The sequence below is a fragment of the Dyella sp. genome (genome assembly GCF_035685885.1).
Lineage (GTDB): Bacteria > Pseudomonadota > Gammaproteobacteria > Xanthomonadales > Rhodanobacteraceae > Dyella.
In genome coordinates, this window is sequence record NZ_DASRZX010000140.1 from 26,962 (window position 1) to 48,240 (window position 21,279).

A 21,279-nucleotide genomic window follows, 5' to 3' on the forward strand; every position below is an offset into this window, starting at 1 on the left:
ATGGACTTTGCCCCGATCCTTGCCGCACTGCGTCGTCATCGCACGGCCACCCTGCTTATCGCGCTGGAAGTCGCGCTGGCCTGCGCCGTGCTGTGCAACGCCTGTTTCCTGATTGCCTCGCGCATCGGCCTGATGCATATCGAAAGCGGCGTGGACGAATCCTCGCTCGCCCTGATCAAGCTCGACTGTGACGACTGCAACAGCACCGACCTCAATGCGCGGTTGATGGCTGCGCTTCGCGCGGTTCCTGGCGTTCAATCGGTGGCTGCCGTCAACACGGTGCCGTTTGGCGAGCGCGCCGGTGACAACGGCGTCAGCATCGATCGCGAGCATTACGTTGCCGTGCCGCATTTCTATCTTGGTGGCCCCGGCGCAGCCGAAACGCTCGGCTTGCATCTCGCCGAAGGCCAGCCTTTCCAGCCCGAGGATTTCCGCACGGGTGATGTCTGGGTACCGGCCGATACGCCGGTGTGGATCAGCCGCACGCTGGCCGACAAGTTGTGGCCAGGGCAATCCGCCTTGGGCAAGGAATTCTGGGTCACCGACAAATTCCACTTCCGCGTGGTCGGGGTGCTGGCACATCTGGTGCGGCCCGACCCCGGTGGGACGCGCGGCAGCGGTGCCGCCGAATGGTCGGTGTTCGCCCCGATGGCGCCGGGCAAGGTATTGAATGGCACCTACGCGATACGCGCTGCGCCCGCCGACCTCCCGCGCGTGTTGCGCGATGCCCGCGAAGCCGCGCAGAAGGCAGCGCCGGAGGCCGTGCTCGACCTTGCGCAAAGCCGCAGGGTGTCCGAACTGCGCAGCGATTTCTTTCGACCCAGCCGGATCATGGCCGGCATGCTGGTGGGCGTCATCGTCGCGCTGCTGATGGTGACCGCGCTGGGTATCGTTGGCCTGGCCAGCTTCTGGGTACAGCAGCGGCGCAAGCAGATCGGGATCCGCCGCGCCATTGGCGCGACGCGGCGCGACATCTTGCACTATTTCCAGACCGAGAACTTCCTTATCGTCAGCGGCGGCATCGGTGTGGGCATGCTGCTGGCCGTGGTGCTCAACCTGATGCTGATGAAGTTCTACGAACTGCCCCGGCTGCCGCTGTCCTATCTGCCGGCCAGCGCCGTGGCGTTGTGGCTGCTGGGCCAGCTGGCCGTGCTGGGCCCGGCTTTGCGCGCGGCGGCCGTTCCCCCGGTGGTGGCGACCCGATCGGTCTAGCCTGAACGGCCATCCATGCGGTCCGGCACGGGCAGCGCGCCCGGACCCGTGCAGAATAGGCCCCTCTCCACCCTAAAGAGCCTGCTTAATGTCTCCACGTAGCCCGCGTTGATGGACAACCCTGTCGGGCCGGGTCTGTTTGCCCACAGCCCGGCGTCATCACTCAGTCGTGTACGGACGTACACTCCATCGTTCTTCCTTGGTCTGCGCGCAAACAGCTCCCGGCGCGGGCCACGCGGAGACATTAAACAGGCTCTAAGGATCAATCCATGAAGATCGGACCGCGAATGCTCGTATCAGGCCTGCTGTCGTTGGCCTGTGTGGCATCAGCCTCTGCCGCCACGGCGGAAGAGGCTCCGAACGTGAAGGCGCTCAATGCGCTGCTTGCCGAGCAGTGGCAGCACACGCTGGAAACCTCGCCCGAGTTCGCCACGATCCTGGGTGATCTGCGTTACAACGACCGTTGGAGCGACGCCTCGCTGGCCAACCAGCAGGCCGAATACGCCAAGACCAAGGACTTCCTCGCCCGCTTTCAGGCCATCTCCACCACCGGTTTGTCCGATGAGGACAAGCTCAACCAGCAGCTAATGGTTCGCCAGCTGCAGGACGCGCTGAAGGCGCACGAGCTGAAGATCGACGAGATGCCGCTGGAGCAGATGAGCGGCGTGCACCTGCGCTTGGCCGGTTTCGTCAGCTCGATCCCGTTCGACAACACCAAGGAATACGACGATTACCTGGCCCGCCTGAAGGCCATGCCCAAGCTGTTGGATCAGGTCACCGACGTGGCGCGGCAGGGCCTGAAGGACGGCATGATGCCGCCCAAGTACCTGCTGGAGAAGGTGGTGATGCAGATCGACAGCATCGCCAAGCCCGCCGGCATGGACAACGTGTTCGCCGAGCCGCTGAAGCACTTCCCGAAGACGGTATCCGCGGCCGACCAGAAGCGCCTGCATGACGCCATCCTTGCGACGATCGACCAACAGGTGCGTCCGGCCTACCAGAAGCTCAGCCAGTTCGTGGCGAAGGACTATGCGCCGCACGGTCGCAGCGAGCCCGGCGTGTGGCAGCTGCCCAACGGCGACGCGATCTACCGCTTCCAGGCGGAGCAGATGACCACCACCAAGGAGAGCCCGGAGCGCATCCACGAGATCGGCTTGTCCGAGGTGAAGCGCATCGAGGACGAGATGACCGCGATCGCCAAGTCGCAGGGCTTCAAGGATCTGGCCAGCTTCCGCAAATCGCTGGAGACCAATCCGAAAACGCACGCGACGTCGCGCGAGGACATCCTCAACCGCTATCGCACCTACATCGCCGGCATGCAGCCGGAGCTGCCCAAGCTGTTCGGCCTGCTGCCCAAGACCAAGGTGGAAGTGGTGCCGGTGGAAGCCTTCCGCGAGAAGGAAGCGGCTGCCGCCGAATACCAGCAGGGCACGCCGGATGGTTCGCGCCCGGGCAAGGTGTTCGTCAACACCGGTGATTTCGCCAATCGCAGCGTGCTGACCATCGAGTCCACCGCCTATCACGAAGGCGTGCCGGGCCATCACATGCAGATCTCGATCGCGCAGACGCTGCCGGGCCTGCCGCCGTTCCGCCAGCAGGCGGGCTACAACGCCTACATCGAAGGCTGGGCGCTGTATGCCGAGCGTCTGGGCAAGGACATCGGCTTCTACAAGGATCCGCTGTCCGACTACGGCCGCCTGTCCGACGAACTGCTGCGCGCGGACCGCCTCGTGCTCGACACCGGCGTGCACTATAAGCACTGGTCGCGCCAGCAGATGGTGGACTTCTTCCACCAGCACTCCAGCGAGGACGAGCCCGACGTGCAGGCCGAAACCGACCGCTACATCACCTGGCCGGGCCAGGCGCTGGCCTACAAGATGGGCCAGCTGAAGATCCTGGAGCTGCGTGAGCGCGCCAAAAAGGAGCTGGGCGACAAGTTCGACATCCGTTCCTTCCACGACGAGATCCTGGGTGGCGGCGCGCTGCCACTGGACGTGCTGGAAGCGCGTACCGATGCCTGGATCGCCGCGGTGAAGGCGGGCAAGGCGCCGGCGCACCCGGCGAAGCAGTAAGCCCAGGCCGCTCTTCCCGGCGACGACCGGGGAGAGCGTGGTTTTCCGGAGCATGGCGACAGGGCGACCCCAGGCCATCATTCCCGCGAATACGGGAGTCCAGTGACTTTTACGGCCATGCCAAAGGCGCTGGATCCCCGCTTGCGCGAGGATGACGAGCCATCGGGCGACGAATCGCGCCGAACGTGTCAACCTTTTGGCGTGGAGCTGCATCCACGTCTACATGTGCAAGCGACGAATGCGAACCGTACTGATCATCGACGACAACCCGGCCGTGGGCGAGGCACTCTCGCTGGCGCTGTCCCTGCACGAAATCCGCCCGCTGATCGCGCTCACGCCCGAACAGGGCCTGGCCGCGCTGGAAACCGAGCGGATCGATGTGGTCATCCAGGACATGAACTTCACCGCCGACACGACGTCGGGCGAGGAAGGCATCGCGCTGTTCCGGGCCCTGCGCCAGCGGCACGCCGACCTGCCGGTAATCCTGCTCACCGCCTGGACCCACCTGGAAACCGCGGTGGAACTGGTGAAGGCCGGCGCCGCCGACTATCTCGCCAAGCCGTGGGATGACGCCAAGCTGCTGGCCACGGTGGAGAACCTGCTGGAGCTTTCCGAATCCACGCGCGAAGTGACGCGCGCGCGCAACGAACGTCGCAAGCGTCGTGAAGACCTGCAACGCCGCTACGAGCTCGACGGCCTGGTATTCGCCTCCGAAGCCATGGCCCGCACGCTGGACCTTGCCTGCCAGGTGGCGCGCTCGGATGTACCCGTGCTCATCACGGGCCCCAACGGCGCCGGCAAGGAGCGCATCGCCGCCATCGTGCATGCCAACTCCGCCGTGAAGCGAGGCGCCTTCATTGCCGTCAATTGCGGCGCACTGCCCGGCGAACTGATCGAAGCCGAACTGTTCGGCGCCGAAGCGGGCGCGTACACGGGCGCCAACAAGGCACGCGAAGGCCGCTTCGAACTCGCCGATGGCGGCACGCTGTTCCTCGACGAAATCGGCAACCTGTCGCTGTCGGGCCAGGTGAAGTTGCTGCGCGTGCTGGAGACGGGCCAGTTCGAGCGCCTGGGTTCGGGCCGCACGCGCCATGTGAAGGTACGCGTGCTCAGCGCGACCAACGCCGACCTCAAGGCGATGATCCGCGCAGGCACCTTCCGCGAAGACCTTTATTACCGCCTCAACGTCATCGAAGTGAACCTGCCGCCGCTGTCCGAACGCGTCGATGACATCCTGCCCCTGGCCGATCATTTCCTTGGTCATCGCGCCGAACTCACCGACGCCGCGCGCGAATCGTTGCTGGCCTATGCATGGCCGGGCAACGTGCGCGAGCTGAAGAACGCCATCGAACGTGCCGCCCTGCTCACCAGCGATGGCCGCATCACGCCCGAACAGCTCAACCTGCCGCAACTGGCACCCGCCGCCGCGCGCAACCTGGATGAGCCCAGTCGCGAATCCGTCGAAGCGGCGCTGGAACACGCAGGCGGCGTCGTCAGCCGCGCAGCGCAAGCGCTGGGCCTCTCGCGCCAGGCGCTATACCGCCGCATGGAACGCTACGGCCTGGCCCAGGCCTAGTACCCATTCACTCGCTCGTCGCAGGAGCACACCCAGTGCGCGACAGCGGCGCTGCGGTTCAACTGTGGGACCGGTTGTCGCGATAGCTTCTCCGCTCCCTCGGCTATCGCGCACTGGAGAGAACTGCGCCATTCGCTTAGGCGTTGTATCGCCTGATGGAACGTCGTCGCTCGTCGTAGGAGCGCACCCAGTGCGCGACCGCAACGCTGCGGCATTGGCATGCCCGGCTTTCGCGACGGCTTCTCCGCTCCGTCGGCTATCGCGCACTGGGTGCGTTCCTGCAGAAGCTAAGGTGAGGGCAGCAGTCGCTCCAGCGCTGTACCGCTGCATGGGAGCGCTATCTGACACCGCCGCCATCCTCGGAGCAGCCTGCCTCCCATCCGTCATGATTGCCGCCGTGCCCTCGGCCGAGGGATGATGTCGGCCGTGCCGATGGGAACCGTCATGCGCTATCGCCCGCTGTTGCTCATCACCGGTCTGCTGTGTGCCACTGCGGCCGCGCAGGGCGTGGTGCCGACGTCGGCGCCGAACGATCGCTGGAGCGTGCCCAAGCCCGCGCCTGCCGCTACCGCGGGCAGTGCCTACCACAATGCGCTCAGCACCGCTGCCGACAAGGCCCAGCGCTTCAATTTCAGCGGCGAGGCCGCGCCCGACAAGGCGCCGCCGGACCAGTCGCCGATTCGGGTGATCATCAACAATGGCCACGGGCCTCACGTCAATTGCGTGCCGATGGGAGCCGGTGCGTGCCATTGATGCGGCTTGAGTCCAGGGAGTTCACTGATGCTGCGCGGCCTGAGATCGCTTGAGTCGCGCATGGTCCTGCTGCTGGGCGTGGCCGGCGTGTCGGGTGCGCTGATCTATGCCGGCGTTACCGAGTGGCCGTTGCCGCAGCTGCTGGTGTGGATGAAGCATGACCTCGGCATCAATTTTGGCGCACCGGCCCACTTTGGTTTTTATGCCGCGCTGCTCATTTCCGTCGCGTTCCTGCTGCCCATGTCGCTGTGGCTGGGCCACTACGTGATGGCGCCGATCACCAAGCTGCTGCGAGCGCTGGAAGGCGCGGTGGCGAGCTATCGCGATGGCGATTTCAGCTTCTCCATCGCCGCCACGCGCCGTGATGAGTTGGGCGAGTTGATCCGCATGCACAACGCGCTGGGCCAGACCCTGCGCGAACAGCGCCAGAACCTGGCGCAACGCGAGCTGCTGCTCGACACCGTGGTGCAGAACACGCCGGTAGCCCTGGTGCTTACCGATGCCATCGGACGCGTGACCTACGCCAACATCGCCGCGCGCCATCTGTTCAACGAAGGCCGCACGCTGCACGGGCTGAATTTCGTGGAGTTGCTCAGTGGCAGCCCCGAGGCACTGCGCCGCGCGGTCGAGGGCGGCGAAGACGCGCTGCTCACCGTGGAGATGGATGGCGGCGAAGAAACCTTCCATCTTTCGCAGCGCAGTTTCCGCCTGCAGGGCCGACCGCACCGGCTGCAGCTGTTTCGCCGCATGACGCGCGAACTGTCACGCCAGGAAGTGGCGACATGGAAGCGCGTGATCCGCGTGATCAGCCACGAGCTCAACAATTCGCTCGCGCCGATTTCCTCGCTGGCGCATTCGGGTTCGGAGCTGGCGCGCCGCGGCGACACCAGCCGCCTGCCCGGCGTGTTCGCGACCATCGGCGAACGCGCCAGGCACCTGCATGGTTTCATCGCCGGCTATGCCAGCTTCGCCAAGTTGCCGGCGCCGCAACCGGTGGCCATTGCGTGGAAGCCGTTCCTCGACAGCCTGTCGCTGCATTGCAAATTCCAGTTGCGTGGTTCGCTGCCGGAACAACCGGGCTGGTTCGATGCGGGACAGATCGAGCAGGTACTGATCAACCTGATCAAGAACGCACACGAGTCCGGCAGCGCGGATGATGAAGTCACCGTCTCGCTGACGCCGATCGGGCGCGACATGCGCATCGAAGTGGCCGACCACGGCCCCGGCATGAGCGAAACGGTGCTGGCGCAGGCGCTGCTGCCGTTCTATTCCACCAAGCGGTCAGGCACGGGCCTTGGCCTGGCGCTGGCGCGCGAGATCGTGGAGGCGCACGGCGGCCGCATTGCGTTGGCCAACCGCGAAGAGGGTGGTTTGCGCGTCAGCCTCATGCTGCCTTTGGGGCCGCGTTAGGTCATCCAAACCGGAACAGGCGCTCGCCTATACTCCGGAAAGTTTTCATGGATCGGGAGACAACCTCGTGGGTCAGCTTTTTGCGTTGGTCGTAGTGGTGGTGGCAGTCATCGTGCTCGCCAAGCTGGTGCGCATCGTGCCGCAGGGTTACGAATGGACGGTGGAGCGCTTTGGCCGCTACACCCGCACCCTTTCGCCCGGCCTGCATTTCCTCGTTCCCTTCATCTACAGCATCGGTCGCAAGATGAACATGATGGAGCAGGTGCTCGATGTCCCTTCGCAGGACGTCATCACCAAGGACAACGCGGTGGTGCGGGTGGATGGCGTGGTGTTCTACCAGGTGCTGGATGCCGCCAAGGCCGCCTATGAAGTGGCGAACCTGGAGCAGGCGGCGCTCGCGCTGATCATGACCAATATACGCACCGTGCTCGGCTCGATGGACCTGGACGAATCGCTGAGCCAGCGCGATGCCATCAACGCCAAGCTGCTGAAGGTGGTCGACGAAGCCACCCATCCGTGGGGCGTCAAGGTCAACCGCATCGAGATCAAGGACATCGCGCCGCCGCGCGACCTGGTCGATTCGATGGCCCGGCAGATGAAGGCCGAGCGCGAGAAGCGCGCCAACATCCTCGAGGCCGAAGGTTTTCGCCAGGCGGCGATCCTCAAGGCCGAAGGCGAGAAGCAGTCGGTGATCCTGGCCGCGGAGGGCGAGAAGGAAGCGGCCTTTCGTGCGGCTGAAGCGCGCGAACGCTCGGCGGAGGCCGAAGCCAAGGCGACTTCCATGGTGTCCGAGGCCATCGCCAACGGCAACGTCAATGCGCTGAACTACTTCGTAGCCAACAAATACGTCGAGGCGTTGAAGGAAATGGCCAACTCGCCCAACCAGAAGATGCTGCTGTTGCCGATGGAAGCCACCGGCATCCTCGGTTCGCTGGCGGGCATTGCGGAGCTCGCCAAGGAATCCCTGGGCCAGCAACAGAGCGACACGCGCCGCGTGCCGCCACCGGTGCGCTGAGCGGAGGCGTCGCATGGAACAGGTCGCGTTGCACTACTGGTGGTGGATCATCGCCCTCGTGCTGATTGCCATCGAGGTGGTCCTGCCGGGTTACTTCATGCTTTGGATCGGCATCGCCGCCGCGATCACGGGCGTGCTGGTGCTGGTCGCTCCCGGCTTGTCCATGCTGACCCAGGCCATCGCATTCGCTGCGCTGGCCTTCCTCTCCTGTGCGGCCTACTGGTATTGGCTGCGTCCGAAACTGACGCGTGACGAACCCGGCGATGCACGCCTCAATCGCCGTGGCGAACAGCAAATCGGCCAGCGCTACGTGCTGGCCGAGGCCATCGTCAACGGCCGCGGCAGGGCCAAGGTGGGCGACGGCCTGTGGCTGGTGCGCGGCCCCGATCTGCCGGCGGGCAGCACGGTCGAGGTGATCGGCGTGGATGGCATCACCTTGCTCGTGCGGGCGGCGGAATAGGGCGGTCATTCGCCATCGCTGTGGGAGCGCACCCTGTGCGCGACAGCCACCCTGGACGGTTACGCTCCGCGGGATCGTCGCGCACAGGGTGCGCTCCCACAAAGTCCGCATTCCACGAATGCGGTGTCCTTCACCTGCCCAACACACGCTCCACAACAACTTGCCCGCCAGTCCTTCCAGCGCTAGCGTGAGCCCATGCGCATCGCCTACCGAGCCGAAAGCCTCATCGACGCCCATCTGGTGAAGGATGCGCTGGAGCGCGCCGAGATCCCGGCCTTCATTTCCGGCGAGTACCTGACCGGCGCGGTGGGCCAGCTGCCTGCGCTGGACTATGTCGCCGTGCTGGTGCCCGAGGCGAGCCTGGCAGCAGCCGAGCAGGTGGTGCGCGAGGTGGAGCGCGTGCTGGTCGAGGCGCGGCTGGCGATCGATCCCGATGAGGATCTTGACGGCTCGCAACCGCAGTTCTGCTGAATCCTTCGCGGCGAGGGCGGTATTCTGAGCGGTGAAAAGCGCCCTGCGCGTGGACATCGGAGCCGTCCTTGGATATTTCCCTGCAACAGATTCATTCGCTGATCCGCGCCGTGCCGGATTTCCCGAAGCCGGGCGTGGTTTTTCGCGACATCACCCCGCTGCTCGCCGATGCCGGCGGCTTCGCGCGTTGCATCGACGCGCTGGCCGAACCCTGGCAGGGCAGCGGCGTGCAGGCGGTATGCGGCATCGAATCGCGCGGCTTCATTTTTGGCGCGGCGCTGGCGCAGAAGCTGCACGCCGGCTTCGTGCCGCTGCGCAAGCCCGGCAAGCTGCCGCCGCCGGTGGTCTCCGTCGATTACCAGCTGGAATATGGCGTGGATCGACTGGAGGCACGTAACGATGCGCTGCATTCGAACGAAAGGGTATTGATCGTCGACGACGTGCTGGCTACCGGTGGCACGGTCGCGGCCGCGCGTGCGCTGGTGGAAAAGCTGGGTGCGCGGCTGGTCGGCGCCAGCGTGGTGATCGAACTGGCTGCGTTGCAGGGCCGGGCGCGTTGGCACGACGACGTTCCGCTGCACGCGCTGGTCCGTTACTGAGGCCCGCGCCGCTTTGTTGATTTGCCGGTGCATGAACGCCATCTAGGGCGTATCGAACCTGACGGAGGGTTTCCCATGCTGGGTGTTGGCGCGTACAAACAACGGATGCCTCATCGCGAGGACGCCTTGCCGGGTCGCGACCGGCCGATCCTGCCATCGGCCCCGCATCATGTGCTGGGCACATCGCTGCAGCCGGACGCCTATCCGGATGCCGCCGTGCTCACCGTAGGCATGGGCTGCTTCTGGGGTGCGGAACGCAAGTTCTGGACGATCCCCGGGGTGCTGACCACGGCGGTCGGTTATGCGGGCGGTTATACGCCCAACCCGAGCTACCGCGAAGTCTGCTCGGGCCAGACCGGCCACGCCGAAGTGGTGCGCGTGGTGTACGACCCCTCGAAAGTAGACCTGGATACGCTGTTGCGCGTGTTCTGGGAAAACCACGATCCCACGCAGGGCATGCGGCAGGGCAACGACACCGGCACGCAGTATCGCTCGGCCATCTACATGGAAAACCCCGGCGAGTTGGCCCAGGCTGAAGCTTCGGCCAGGCGCTTCCAGGACGAACTCAAGCGCGCCGGTTACGGCCCGATCACTACGGAAATCGCACTTGCCGGTCCGTTCTATTTCGCCGAGGACGAGCATCAGCAGTACCTGTCCAAGCATCCGGACGGCTATTGCGGCCTGGGCGGGACAGGCGTGAGTTGCCCGATAGGCGTGGCGGCCGCGGGCTGAGAACTTCCGTTTGGATAGGCCGAACGGCGGCGCCAGGGCGTCGCCGTTCTTGTCTGGGAGAGCGTCGCGCACAGGGTGCGCTCCTACAAAAGAAAGGTTGAGCGACCCAAGAGCATGAGATGTGGGAGCGCACCCTGTACGCGACCGCGGCGCCTCGTTGATTCCGTTGACTCGTTGCGAGCAAGAAGGCGTTAACGCCTCTTGTAGGAGCGCACCCAGTGCGCGATCAAGCTTGCCACGCATCGCAGACTTGTTCGCGCACTGGGTGCGTTCCTGCAGAAAAAAGTCGGCGTTACTGATCCACGGGTGCAAGGCTTTCCACGTAAACCAGCTCGCAGGCGCCGTTGCCGGTGTCGTCGCGTGACATCGATGTGCGCCAGCGCCAGCCATCGGGGCGACTGGCGTCGACCAGGAAGCCTTCCAGATGCACCACTTCGCCCTTGCGCACGCGTTCGAGCGCACGGCGTACGCCATCGTCGGCGGGGATCATGTGCATGTTGGCGCTGGAGGTCTCGATCTCGCGGCGCGGGATCGGGAAGTGGTCCACGTGCCAGTAGTAGAAGCGGTTGCCCTGGCTGACCGTGATTTGCGCAAGCACCTCGCTGTCGGACATGCGGCCCCAGCCCAACGCGAGGTCTACGGGCGCAAGGCTGGCGCCTGCGTCGAAGCGATAATCCTCGCGGGACAGCACGCGCGCGGTCACTTCAAAGTGGGCGCGCGTGCGCAACGTGACATCGCCGCGCTGCAGCGCGGTGCCGTCGCCGAGATCCACCTGCTGCGGGGCGTCGATCGCGAGCACGCCAGCCGCGGGCGCGAGCGGTCGATGCCGGAACCAGTGCGCGGCACCCAGCATCACGATCAGCATGACGCCGATCAGCAGGAAACGTTGCATGGGGTGTCAGCGTCCGGTGTGCTTGGCGACTTTGCCGTCGGTGACGTCGGGTCGCAGAAGATCGGCAGGGAGGTCGCTGATGACCTCGGAGAAGCGTTTGAGGAAGGTGCCCATCGACGAGCTCTTGCGCCACACCAATGCGATGCGCCGGCTCGGCGGGCGACCAGCGAATTCGAGCAGGTGCACATTGTCGGTGCGCGCGACCGGTGGCTTGATCGCCAGCGTCGGCAGCAGCGTGATGCCCACGTTTGCCGCCACCATCTGGCGCAGCGTTTCCAGGCTGGTGGCGCGAAAGCCGGAACGTTCGCCTGCGCCCGCGAGCTGGCACACCTCCAGCGCCTGGTCGCGCATGCAGTGACCGTCTTCCAGCAGCAACAGGCTCTCGTCTTCCAGGTCGTCGAGCTTGAGCCGCTTGTGCTTGTGCGCGAGCGGATGCTCTTCCGGCACGGCGAGCACGAAAGGTTCCTCGAACAGGAATTCCGCATGCAGGCTGTCTTCATGCAGCGGCAGGGCGAGGATGCCCACGTCCAGCGAACCCTCGCGCAGCATGCGGATCACCTGCTCGGTCTTCTCCTCCACCAGCAGCAGCTCCAGCCGCGGGAAATGCTTGCGCACCAGCGGCACGAGATGAGGCAGCAGATAGGGGCCGAGCGTGGGAAAAATGCCCAGGCGTAGCGTGCCTGATTCCGGGTCGCGCGTGCGTTGGGCGATCGCCTTGATCTCGTCGATTTCCGACAGCACGCCGCGGGCGCGACGAGCGATCTCGCGGCCGGTCTCGGTGAGTAGCACCTTGCGCGGCGTGCGTTCCACCAATGCCACGCCCAGTTCTTCCTCCAGCTTCTTGATCTGCGTGGACAGCGTGGGCTGGCTTACGAAGCTTGCCTCGGCAGCGCGCCCGAAATGGCGATGCTCGGCCAGGGCCACGAGGTAATGCAGGTCACGCAGGTTCATGCCGGACGTCCACGCATTTCATAGGCGATATCTATGATTGTGGTGGCTTCCATCGGGCATAACAATAGTTCTGGCCGCAACGCCGAAAAGCCCCGGCGCGAAGCCTCGGGCTTACTTCACGAGGCTGGCTTACGGGGCGACGAAGCTGCCCAGCACGGTGAGCTTGCTGAAGTCGGCCATGCCCACTACGCGGATGTAGTAGGTGCCAGCCGTCGGTGTCCCGGTGCCAGCGGCCGCGCATGTCGTTCACCCGGGCGAACATCGTGACCCCTTCGCCCGGGCCGCGCAGGCGACGCGAAAGGCTGTGCAGCGTGGCCGCCACACTTCGATGTCATGTGCCGGTACAGCTCGGCGGCCGTGCCCGCGGAGATGATGTCGAAGCCGAAATCGCGCAGCCCCGGGACGAGGATGTCCTCGCGCAGGACGGCGTCATCCTCAAGTACGGCCACGCGCGCCGAAGTGGCGCTCCTGCGTTGAGGAAGGTGGCCGGGATTCTTCATGAATCGCGCTCGTGGTGCGGGTTGTCGTCAGATAGCAAGCCTCCGCGCATCTGCCGCAAGATCTTGGCCTGCGGTGACGACGGTCCCGTCCCCGCCGCCGGGACCTGGCAACCATGTCTTCTGGCACTGGGTCGTTCGTCATGGCTCCGCCTAGCGTGAAGGTTTGTCCGTCCCTAGGGGAGCTCTTCCGCATGCGTCTTGTCCGTCCACTCGTATTCACCGCGCTCGCCCTCGGCTGCGCCTCCGCCCTGGCCGCGCCGGCCGCCGATGATCAGCCGCATGGCAGATTGCCGGGCTGGGCCGTGCCTGAGTCGTACCACCTCGACTTCAAGGTCGACCCGCGCCAGCAGGATTTCTCCGGCACCACCACCATCAAGGTGAAGCTGGACCAGGCGTCGGACCATTTGTGGTTGCACGGCCGCGAGCTGAAGGTGAGCAAGGTGACGGTGACCGACGCCGCCGGCAAGAAGCACGCCGCGAAGTACGTGGAAGTGGCGCCGCAGGAAGGCGTCGTTCGCATCGACTTCGGCAGCACGCTCAAGCCGCAGGAAGTGACGCTGGCGTTCGAGTACAGCGCGCCGCTCAACCAGCAGCTGCAGGGCCTCTACAAGGTCAGCCACAAGGGCCAGCCGTATGCGATGACGCAGATGGAACCGATCAGCGCGCGCTTCGCGTTCCCCGGCTTCGACGAGCCCGGTTTCAAGACGCCGTTCGACATCCGCCTGACCATCCCCAACGATGAAGTCGGCGTAGCCAACACCAAACAGGTGAAGGAAGAGAAGGCCGCCGACGGCTGGAAGACGCTGACCTTCTCCACCACCAAGCCGCTGCCGACCTACCTGGTCGCCTTTGGCGTGGGTCCGTGGGACGTGGTGAAGGGTCCGGACATCTCGGCCACCGCGCAACGCGAAGGCAACCTGGAACTTCGCGGCATCGCTGCGCAGGGCGAAGGTCACCGCATGCAGCATGTGCTGGGCGAGACGCCGAGCATCATCCACACGCTGGAGGACTACTACGGCTTCGGCTATCCGTGGGACAAGCTCGACCTGCTCGCCGCGCCGGACTTCTCCGCGGGCGCGATGGAAAACCCGGGCCTGGTCACCTTCCGCGACTGGCTGCTGCTGCTCGATCCGGATTCCCCGGCCAACTACGTGCGCGGTTCGTTCAACGTCACCGCGCATGAGCTGGCACACCAGTGGACCGGCGACACCGTGACGCTGGCCTGGTGGGACGACCTGTGGCTCAACGAAGCCTTCGCCACCTGGATGCAGCAGAAGGTGACGCAGAAGGTGCATCCGGAATACCGCGCCGACCTCGATCGCGTGCGTGGCGCGCAGGGCGCGATGAACGGCGACAGCCTGGTCACCACGCGCAAGATCCGCCAGCCGATCACCGGCAACGGCGACATCGAAACCGCGTTCGACGGCATCACCTACCAGAAGGGTGCGGCCGTGCTCGGCATGTTCGAAGGCTATGTGAGCGAGCCGGTCTTCCAGAAGGGCATGCGCGCGTACATCCAGGACCACAAGTACGGCAACGCCACTGCCGACGACCTGATCGACGCGATCGCCAAGGCTGCCGACAAGGGCAACGACTTCAAGCAGGCGTTCAAGAGCTTCCTCAACCAGCCGGGCGTGCCGTACGTACAGACCAAGCTGACGGAAGAGAACGGCAAGACCGTGCTGCACCTGACGCAGAGCCGTTACCTGCCGGTGGGCAGCAAGGGCGACGCAAGCCAAGTGTGGGGCGTGCCGATGTGCGTGCGCTTTGCCACCGCCAACGGCACCAAGGTGAGCTGCGAACTGTTCGACAAGGCCGAGGGCAGCATGGTGCTCGAAGGCGCGAGCAAGGGTACCTGGGTGCTGCCGAACGCCAACGGCAGCGGCTACTACCGCTTCGCCATGGCCAAGAACGACCTGGCCAACCTGGGCAAGCAGATCAACAAGCTCGACGATGCCGAGCAGCTCGCCTATGCCGATGCCGTGTACGCCAGCTTCAAGCACGGCGACCTCGATGCCGGCGACGTGCTCGCCGCGCTCAAGCCGCTGACTTCGTCCAAGACGCGTGAAGTGGCCACCGCGCCGCTGACCAGCTTCAACTGGATCTACCGCAACCTCGCGCAGACCGACGCGCAGCGCGCCAAGCTCGCCGCATGGGCCAAGGCCGCCTACCTGCCGCGCATGCAGCAGCTGGGCTACCACCGCAAGGCGAACGAGGCCGACACCGATTCGTTGCTGCGCAGCACGCTGGCCGACGAACTCGCATTGACGGTGAAGCTGCCGGAAGTGCGCGCCGAACTGCTCAAGCAGGGCGATGCCGCACTGAAGCGCAAGGCGGATGGTCGTCTCGATCTGGGCTCGGCCGACTCGGATCTGCTTGGTTCCGCTCTTGGCGTGGCCGTGCAGGAGCGTGGCAAGCCGGCGGTGGACGCGCTGGTTGCCGAAGTGCCGCAGACCAGCGATCCGGCGCTGCGCAACGCCATGCTCGATGGCCTGAGCGAAGTGAACGATCCCGCGTTGTCCAACCAGGTCCGTGACTTCGCCCTCGACAAGAAGGTGAAGGTGGGCGAGATGGGCATGCTGCTGCGCGGCGGTCGCGACACCCGCAAGGCACGTGACGAATCGTGGCAGTGGGCCACCACCAACTACGACAAGATCGTCGAGCGCACGGGCAGCTTCTCCGGCGGTCGCCTGCCGGAACTCGTCGGCGGCGGTGGCTGCTCGCAGGACGAAGCGGATCGTCTGCAGGCGTTCTTCAAGGACCGCGCCAAGCAGGTGAGCGGCGCCGAGCGTGGCCTCGCGCAGACCACCGAGTCTACCGTGCTGTGCCACTCGCTCGTGCAGAAGCAGGACGCCGCCGCAATCCTTCGTTGATGCGTTGATGAACGGAAACGCCGGGCGGTGCGAACCGCCCGGCGTTTTTTGTGCGTGCGTCTTTCGCCTCGCTATCACACGGTGGCGACTGTCTTCCTCCTATACGGGCGCTACCGCCGGTTTGGGAGACGAGGCATGTCCTGGACGAAACAAGGTTGGCTGTTGATCTGCGCCGCGGCCACGATGCCTGCGCAGTCGCGTGGCCTGGCCAACGAGCCCGTGCCGCAACTCGACGCGGCGCGCTATGCCGGACATTGGCACGAGATCGCCCACCTGCCGATGTACTTCCAGCGTCAGTGCGTCGATCACGTCACCGCGGACTACACCGTGCGCGCGGACGGTACCTTCGGCGTGCGCAACGTGTGCCGCACACGCAATGACGTGGCCGACTCGGCGGAAGGCGTGGCGCGCCCGGTAAAGGGCAGGCCAGGCGCGCTGCAGGTGCGGTTCGCGCCTGCCTGGCTGGCCTGGCTGCCCCTGGTCTGGGCCGACTACTGGGTCATCGAGCTTGATCCCGACTATCGCTGGGCGGTCGTGGGCAGTCCCAGCCGCAAATATCTCTGGATACTTTCGCGCACGCCGCGCATGGACCGGGCGCTGTACGACGAACTGCGCGAGCACGCCACGATGCGCGGCTATGCCGTCGACAAGCTGATCGTCACCGGGACGGTGAATTGACGAGGCGCTACAGTGGGCCCGCTGGCCCTGTGCAGCACCCGGAGCGGACAGATGCGCAACCTGGACTTCAGCTCGTGGCACGCCATGTTGTCGACGGTGCTCGGCCTGGCGCTCATCACGCTCATCATGGTCGGGGTGAGGCTGCTCGCCATGCACACCGTGCAACAGCGGCGCGAACGCGAGAACCGGCAGATCAACGAGCGGCTTCGCACCCTCATTGCCGCGTACAAGACGCTGGGCGGTTCGTTCACCGGCAACCTCGCGGTCGATCCGACGCATCGGCGCGACCTGCGCCAGCGCGAAGACGGTGTTTCCGCGAGCGCTGATGCGCGGCAAAGCTCCGACCGTTCGCGTCGCGTGCGCGATGCGGTAGAGGCCGCACTGTCGGATATCATCCTGCTCGGCACGGAGGAGCAGGTGCTTCTCGCCGCCAGGGCCGCCACCGAACTTGCCGAAGGACGACCCACGCATACCGCCGACCTGGTGGTGTCGCTGCGCGACTTCATCCGCAAGGTGCTGGATCTCGAGCCGGTGCCCACGCACCTCGCCATTCCGCGGCAAGGGCCTTCCCGCACGCCTGCCTCACGCGGCAAGGGCGACGACGCAAAGGGCGGCGGCAAGAGCGGCGGTGGCGGACTCGGCGGCGGCATGGGCGGCATGGGCGGCAGCCATGCGAGCCTTGACGAGGAACACGACACGCATCACTGAGCGCGGCCGCGCAACGCATGCCGCACGTCTCGCCCGAGTGCCTCGGGGCAACGACGGCCCGCCCCGTTAACCCCAACGACGCAGGCGACCCGTTCCATGCTCGAAGGCGCTGGTCGCGCCCTTCGCCGTCCCCCTACACTGGGCCGGCCCACCCGGGGAGTCAGGGAGAAAGACATGCGTCGTCCGTGGGAATGGTTAGGTGTGCTCGTGTTGTTGGCCATGCCGGTGCTGGCGCAGGAGGCTCCTCCGGCATTGCGTGACTGGAAGGATTGGGTGCTGCACGATGTACCTGCGCATGCCTGTCCCATGCTGGCGACGGGAGCGGGCTCGCCCGGCGAGCGGCCCTGCGCATGGCCCGGACGCCTCGCGCTGGACGTGGGCAAGGACGGTGCGCATTTCAGTTTCACCGTCCATGTGGATGCACGCAGCTGGGTTCCCTTGCCGGGTGATGCGCGGTACTGGCCGCAGCAGGTCAGCGCCGACGGCAAGCCTGTCGCCGTGCTGCAACACGGCAATGCCCCGGCCCTGCAGCTTGAACCGGGTGAGTACGCCTTGCGCGGCATGTTGCCGTGGAGCACTCGTCCCGCGCGTCTGCGCGTCCCCGAATCGATCGGCCTCGTCACCTTGACGCTGGACGGCAACGCCGTCACGCGCATCGAGCGCCACGACGACCAGCTCACCCTGGGCGAAGCGGCCGCCGCCCAGCGTGCCGCCGACGCGCTGTCGGTGCGTGTGTATCGGCGACTGGCCGATGGCATGCCACCGCAACTGGAGACACGCCTGCAGATCAACGTCACCGGCAGCGCGCGCGAAGTTCTGCTGGGACCGGCCTTGCCGGTCGGGTTCGTCGCCGTGTCGCTGGAAGGCGATCTGCCGGCGCGCCTGGAAAGCGACGGACGCCTGCGCATCCAGCTTCGCCCGGGTGAGTGGGAGATGACCTTGGGCGCGCGCGGCACCGAGGTGCTTTCGCGCATTGCGCTGCACCTGCCCGCCGAGCCGTGGCCACGCCAGGAAATCTGGAGTTACGCGGACGACCCGGCATTGCGCGGTACGCGAGTGCAGGGCCACGCCACCGATGCTTCGCAGGCCGATGTGCCGGACGAATGGGAACAACTACCGGCCTACGTGCTCGACGACGGCGATGGCCTGACCATCGAACAAGGCACGCGCGGCGGCGAGGACGCGCAGGGCGACCAACTCACGCTGGCCCGTGAACTCTGGCTGGATTTCGACGGCACGGGTTTCACCGCGTTAGATCATCTTACCGGCACACTGCGTCGCAGCCAGCGGCTGGACATCGCAGGGCCGTGGCAACTGCTTACCGCATCGCAGGGCGGTAAGCCGCTGCTGGTCACCTCCAGTGACAAGGCACCCTCCGGGCTGGAGCTGCGCCAGACGGCCGTGAAACTTTCGGCTGTCCTGCGCTTTCCGGGTCGCGGCGTCATGCCCAGTGGTGGCTGGCAGACACCGCTGGAAGCCATCGACGTGAAGCTGCATCTGCCGCATGGTTACCGGCTCATCGGCGCGACGGGCGTGGACCGCTCTCCCAATTCGTGGATCGCGCGGTGGAGCCTGCTCGATCTGTTCGTGGTGGCGGTCATTGCCTTGCTCGCGGGGCGGCTGGCGAGTTGGCCGTGGGCGCTGGTCGCGCTCGGCTTCCTCGTCTTGTCGCAACACGAAGGTGACGCGCCGAGATGGACGCTGGCCGCAGCACTCGCACTGGCGCTGCTGATGCGCGCCTTGCCCGAGGGACGCCTGCGGGTTTTCGCGCGCGCTGGTGCCGGGGTGTTGCTCGCGCTCACCGTGCTGTGGGCTCTGCCGTTTGCCAGCGCGCAGATGAATTACGCGCTGCATCCGGAGCTGGAGGAGGACGGCCAATCGGTCATGCCGCCCTTTGTCCCGGAACAACCGCGTGACGCCTCTTCAAACGCGCCCGCAATGGCAGAGGCTGACACCTATGCGTTGCCGGCGCCGTTACCGCCACCGCCACCTGGACTACCAACTTCAGCAGAAGCACAGGAAGAGGGCGCGGCGGAGCTGAAACAGGAAGCCCAGGCGGAACAGAAGGCCGAAACACCGGCCGCACCGGCGATGGTATTGAGGGCGATCACTGTTACCGGAAGCCGCATCACCGCCGCCGACACCATCGGACAGGAGATGGATGCGCACAGCTTCGTCCAGGCCGGACCTGGCATCCCGCAATGGGAAACCGATAACGATTACGAACTGGGCTGGTCGGGTCCCATCACGAGTGAACAGACTGCGCGCCTGGTAATTGCGCCGTCATGGCTGGTCCGACTGCTTCGCGTCGTCATGCTCGCAATGCTGGCGGCCTTGCTGGCCAGAGTCGTGTTGAATGTGATGAAGCCAGGGCAGCCGTCATGGCGCGGCCTGCGCGCGGGCGGAGCCGTCGCCGTTCTGGCGTTGATGCTCATGCCGCACACCGCGCAGGCGCAGTCCACACCCGGCAGCGAGCTGCTCGCGCAGTATCGACAACGCCTTGTCGAGGCGGCGCCATGCGCACCGAACTGCGCGACTGCCGCGCAGGCGTCGGTGCAGGCGAGTGGCGATCGACTGATGCTTGATCTGGACGTCCATACGGGCGCGCCCATCGGCGTGCCGATGCCGCAGGTGGATGACGCGTTGTCGCTGCAGTCGGTCGCCGTGGACGGCCGTGACGCCGAACTGCTGCGCATCAACGACACCCTGCTGGTGAAGCTGGATCGTGGCGTGCACCGCGTTGCGCTGCGCTACGCCATGACCTCAGCGGATACGGCCAGTTTGCGCTTTCCGCTGCATCCGCAACGCGTGGTGTTCAGCGGCGACGGTTGGAAGGCCGATGGCGTCGATGAAGGCCGCCTGCTGGGCGACAGCATTGCACTGAATCGCGTGCGCGCCGCCGCCGATGGCAAGGGTGTGGACGTCGTCGCGCAGACGTTTCCACCGTATGTGCGGCTTACGCGCACCTTGGAGCTGGGCACGCAGTGGACGGTGCGCAACGCGGTGGAACGCGTGGCACCGAAGGAGGGCGGCTTCAGCCTCGAACTTCCCCTGCTTCCGGGCGAGCATCCGCTGGGTGACGACGCACGCGTGCACGACGGCCACATCGGCATCACCTTCACTGCTGATCAGGACGAGGTCACCTGGACGAGCCGGCTGGATCGCACGGAAAAGCTCGCACTGAGTGCACCATCTCTGGATGGTCGCGCGGAACAGTGGGTGCTGCAGACGGCACCGATGTGGCACGTGGAGACCAAGGGCGTGCCCGGCACCGTCAGCGACGATGGCCTGAGCTTCCAGCCCCTGCCCGGCGAAAACCTGCAGGTTGCAATCAACCAGCCCAAGGCGGTAGCGGGCGACAGTCTTGCCTTCGACTCGGTGACCCTCGTCAGCCACACCGGCGATCGCGTGACGGAGTCGGAGCTGGACCTCGCAGCACGCAGCACGCGCGGAGGTGAGCATGCCATTTCACTTCCGGTGGGCGTGGAGTTGCTCGACGCCCGCCGCGACGGCGCGCCGATCAATCTTGCCATCCGTGACAACAAGCTCAGCCTGCCGCTCTGGCCGGGAACGCACCACTACGTGATACGCCTGCGTGAACCACACGGCGTAGGGCTCGCCACGCGCACGTCTTCGCTGTCGCTGATTGCGCCGGCGGCCAACATCGCGCTGGTCAACAACTTGCCGGAGGATCGCTGGGTGTTGTGGACCTGGGGGCCGGCGGCTGGGCCCGCCGTGTTGTACTGGTCGCAACTGATCGTTCTGCTGGTCGCTGCGTGGCTGCTCGCGCGTTACGCACCCGCGCCGCTGCGTTTCCATCAGTGGCTTCTGCTTGGACTGGGATTCTCCGCCTTTGCGTGGGGAGCCTATGCCTTCGTCGTGGCGTGGCTGATCCTGTTGGGACTGCGTGCCCGCCACGTGGCACCGGACCGTTTCCGCATGCGCTTCAACCTGTGTCAGGCCGCGCTGGCTGTGGTGACGCTCGCCGCGTTGGCCGTGCTTGTTTCCGCAGTGCCGAAGGGATTGCTCGGCCTTCCGGATATGCACGTGGACGGCAACGGTTCGTATGCGTGGCGGTTGCAATGGTTTGTCGACCAGGCCACCGACGCCTTGCCACGCGCAGGCGTTCTGAGCGTGTCGATCTGGGTCTACAAGATCGCCATGTTGCTATGGGCACTATGGCTGGCGAATGCGTTGATCGGGTGGTTGCGCTGGGGCTTCGAAGCATGGAGTCACGGCGGCTACTGGCGGCCTCGCAAGCCCAAGTTGATGGTGGAGCCACCGCCGGTACCGCGGGTGTCGGAATAAGAAAAAAGCCACGGTGAGAGCCGTGGCGTTTTTCTGTGGGCTGCGGTCGCGCACTGGGTGCGCTCCTAC

16 protein-coding genes are annotated in these 21,279 nt (G+C 65.7%); 14 read left to right on the forward strand and 2 right to left on the reverse strand.

The annotated features are described in order from the left end of the window. The 10 genes from VFG49_RS15650 to msrA all read left to right on the forward strand — a co-directional run bounded on the left by VFG49_RS15650 (position 1) and on the right by msrA (position 10,300). Entirely contained in the window at positions 1 to 1,212 is a 1,212-nt protein-coding gene (locus VFG49_RS15650) for an ABC transporter permease (protein ID WP_324862204.1), read from the forward strand. A gap of 269 nt (positions 1,213 to 1,481) precedes the next feature. Then, entirely contained in the window at positions 1,482 to 3,284 is a 1,803-nt protein-coding gene (locus VFG49_RS15655; RefSeq protein ID WP_324862176.1) for a DUF885 domain-containing protein, read from the forward strand. A 238-nt stretch (positions 3,285 to 3,522) separates the two neighbouring features. After that, positions 3,523 to 4,860: a sigma-54 dependent transcriptional regulator gene (locus VFG49_RS15660; RefSeq protein WP_324862178.1), complete on the forward strand. Its 1,338-nt coding sequence runs from the start codon at positions 3,523 to 3,525 to the stop codon at positions 4,858 to 4,860. Between the two features lie 444 nt (positions 4,861 to 5,304). Next, positions 5,305 to 5,613 carry a hypothetical protein gene (locus tag VFG49_RS15665; protein WP_324862180.1) on the forward strand — a complete coding sequence of 103 codons (309 nt, stop codon included), beginning with the start codon at positions 5,305 to 5,307 and terminating at the stop codon, positions 5,611 to 5,613. A 27-nt stretch (positions 5,614 to 5,640) separates the two neighbouring features. Continuing rightward, positions 5,641 to 7,023: a sensor histidine kinase gene (locus VFG49_RS15670; protein WP_324862182.1), complete on the forward strand. Its 1,383-nt coding sequence runs from the start codon at positions 5,641 to 5,643 to the stop codon at positions 7,021 to 7,023. Between the two features lie 67 nt (positions 7,024 to 7,090). Further along, the gene (locus VFG49_RS15675) at positions 7,091 to 8,038 is read left to right on the forward strand and encodes an SPFH domain-containing protein (RefSeq protein ID WP_324862184.1); all 948 of its coding nucleotides are present in this window, start codon (positions 7,091 to 7,093) and stop codon (positions 8,036 to 8,038) included. A gap of 13 nt (positions 8,039 to 8,051) precedes the next feature. Next, complete coding sequence (locus tag VFG49_RS15680) at positions 8,052 to 8,498, forward strand: NfeD family protein (protein ID WP_324862186.1); 447 nt, start codon at positions 8,052 to 8,054, stop codon at positions 8,496 to 8,498. Positions 8,499 to 8,693: 195 nt separating this feature from the next. Continuing rightward, positions 8,694 to 8,969 carry a DUF2007 domain-containing protein gene (locus tag VFG49_RS15685; RefSeq protein WP_324862188.1) on the forward strand — a complete coding sequence of 92 codons (276 nt, stop codon included), beginning with the start codon at positions 8,694 to 8,696 and terminating at the stop codon, positions 8,967 to 8,969. 68 nt (positions 8,970 to 9,037) lie between these two features. After that, positions 9,038 to 9,568 (forward strand): adenine phosphoribosyltransferase, encoded by a 531-nt coding sequence (locus VFG49_RS15690; protein ID WP_414649153.1) that lies wholly within the window; start codon positions 9,038 to 9,040, stop codon positions 9,566 to 9,568. 75 nt (positions 9,569 to 9,643) lie between these two features. Next, positions 9,644 to 10,300, forward strand: a complete 657-nt coding sequence (gene msrA, locus VFG49_RS15695; protein ID WP_324862190.1) for a peptide-methionine (S)-S-oxide reductase MsrA — start codon at positions 9,644 to 9,646, stop codon at positions 10,298 to 10,300. A 292-nt stretch (positions 10,301 to 10,592) separates the two neighbouring features. Here the strand turns inward: msrA and VFG49_RS15700 are convergent, their stop codons facing one another. Both VFG49_RS15700 and oxyR read right to left on the reverse strand, forming a co-directional pair. Next, on the reverse strand, positions 10,593 to 11,192 hold the full coding sequence (locus VFG49_RS15700) for a hypothetical protein (RefSeq protein WP_324862192.1): 600 nt from the start codon (positions 11,190 to 11,192) through the stop codon (positions 10,593 to 10,595). A gap of 6 nt (positions 11,193 to 11,198) precedes the next feature. Next, positions 11,199 to 12,143 (reverse strand): DNA-binding transcriptional regulator OxyR, encoded by a 945-nt coding sequence (gene oxyR / locus VFG49_RS15705; RefSeq protein ID WP_324862194.1) that lies wholly within the window; start codon positions 12,141 to 12,143, stop codon positions 11,199 to 11,201. A 691-nt stretch (positions 12,144 to 12,834) separates the two neighbouring features. Between oxyR and VFG49_RS15710 the strand changes: the two genes are divergently transcribed. The 4 genes from VFG49_RS15710 to VFG49_RS15725 all read left to right on the forward strand — a co-directional run bounded on the left by VFG49_RS15710 (position 12,835) and on the right by VFG49_RS15725 (position 21,210). Next, positions 12,835 to 15,516: a M1 family metallopeptidase gene (locus VFG49_RS15710; protein ID WP_324862196.1), complete on the forward strand. Its 2,682-nt coding sequence runs from the start codon at positions 12,835 to 12,837 to the stop codon at positions 15,514 to 15,516. 135 nt (positions 15,517 to 15,651) lie between these two features. Next, positions 15,652 to 16,194, forward strand: coding sequence for a lipocalin family protein (locus tag VFG49_RS15715; protein ID WP_414649155.1), 543 nt, complete (start codon positions 15,652 to 15,654; stop codon positions 16,192 to 16,194). 51 nt (positions 16,195 to 16,245) lie between these two features. Then, the gene (locus VFG49_RS15720; protein WP_324862198.1) at positions 16,246 to 16,902 is read left to right on the forward strand and encodes a hypothetical protein; all 657 of its coding nucleotides are present in this window, start codon (positions 16,246 to 16,248) and stop codon (positions 16,900 to 16,902) included. 174 nt (positions 16,903 to 17,076) lie between these two features. After that, complete coding sequence (locus VFG49_RS15725; protein WP_324862200.1) at positions 17,077 to 21,210, forward strand: hypothetical protein; 4,134 nt, start codon at positions 17,077 to 17,079, stop codon at positions 21,208 to 21,210. The last annotated feature ends 69 nt before the right edge of the window (positions 21,211 to 21,279 follow it).

Coding starts and splice junctions, on each gene's coding strand:
- VFG49_RS15650 (WP_324862204.1), top strand. CDS start 1: ATGGACTTTGCCCCGATCCTTGCCGCACTGCGTCGTCATCGCACGGCC.
- VFG49_RS15655 (WP_324862176.1), top strand. CDS start 1,482: ATGAAGATCGGACCGCGAATGCTCGTATCAGGCCTGCTGTCGTTGGCC.
- VFG49_RS15660 (WP_324862178.1), top strand. CDS start 3,523: ATGCGAACCGTACTGATCATCGACGACAACCCGGCCGTGGGCGAGGCA.
- VFG49_RS15665 (WP_324862180.1), top strand. CDS start 5,305: ATGCGCTATCGCCCGCTGTTGCTCATCACCGGTCTGCTGTGTGCCACT.
- VFG49_RS15670 (WP_324862182.1), top strand. CDS start 5,641: ATGCTGCGCGGCCTGAGATCGCTTGAGTCGCGCATGGTCCTGCTGCTG.
- VFG49_RS15680 (WP_324862186.1), top strand. CDS start 8,052: ATGGAACAGGTCGCGTTGCACTACTGGTGGTGGATCATCGCCCTCGTG.
- VFG49_RS15685 (WP_324862188.1), top strand. CDS start 8,694: ATGCGCATCGCCTACCGAGCCGAAAGCCTCATCGACGCCCATCTGGTG.
- msrA (WP_324862190.1), top strand. CDS start 9,644: ATGCTGGGTGTTGGCGCGTACAAACAACGGATGCCTCATCGCGAGGAC.
- VFG49_RS15700 (WP_324862192.1), bottom strand. CDS start 11,192: ATGCAACGTTTCCTGCTGATCGGCGTCATGCTGATCGTGATGCTGGGT.
- oxyR (WP_324862194.1), bottom strand. CDS start 12,143: ATGAACCTGCGTGACCTGCATTACCTCGTGGCCCTGGCCGAGCATCGC.
- VFG49_RS15710 (WP_324862196.1), top strand. CDS start 12,835: ATGCGTCTTGTCCGTCCACTCGTATTCACCGCGCTCGCCCTCGGCTGC.
- VFG49_RS15715 (WP_414649155.1), top strand. CDS start 15,652: ATGTCCTGGACGAAACAAGGTTGGCTGTTGATCTGCGCCGCGGCCACG.
- VFG49_RS15720 (WP_324862198.1), top strand. CDS start 16,246: ATGCGCAACCTGGACTTCAGCTCGTGGCACGCCATGTTGTCGACGGTG.
- VFG49_RS15725 (WP_324862200.1), top strand. CDS start 17,077: ATGCGTCGTCCGTGGGAATGGTTAGGTGTGCTCGTGTTGTTGGCCATG.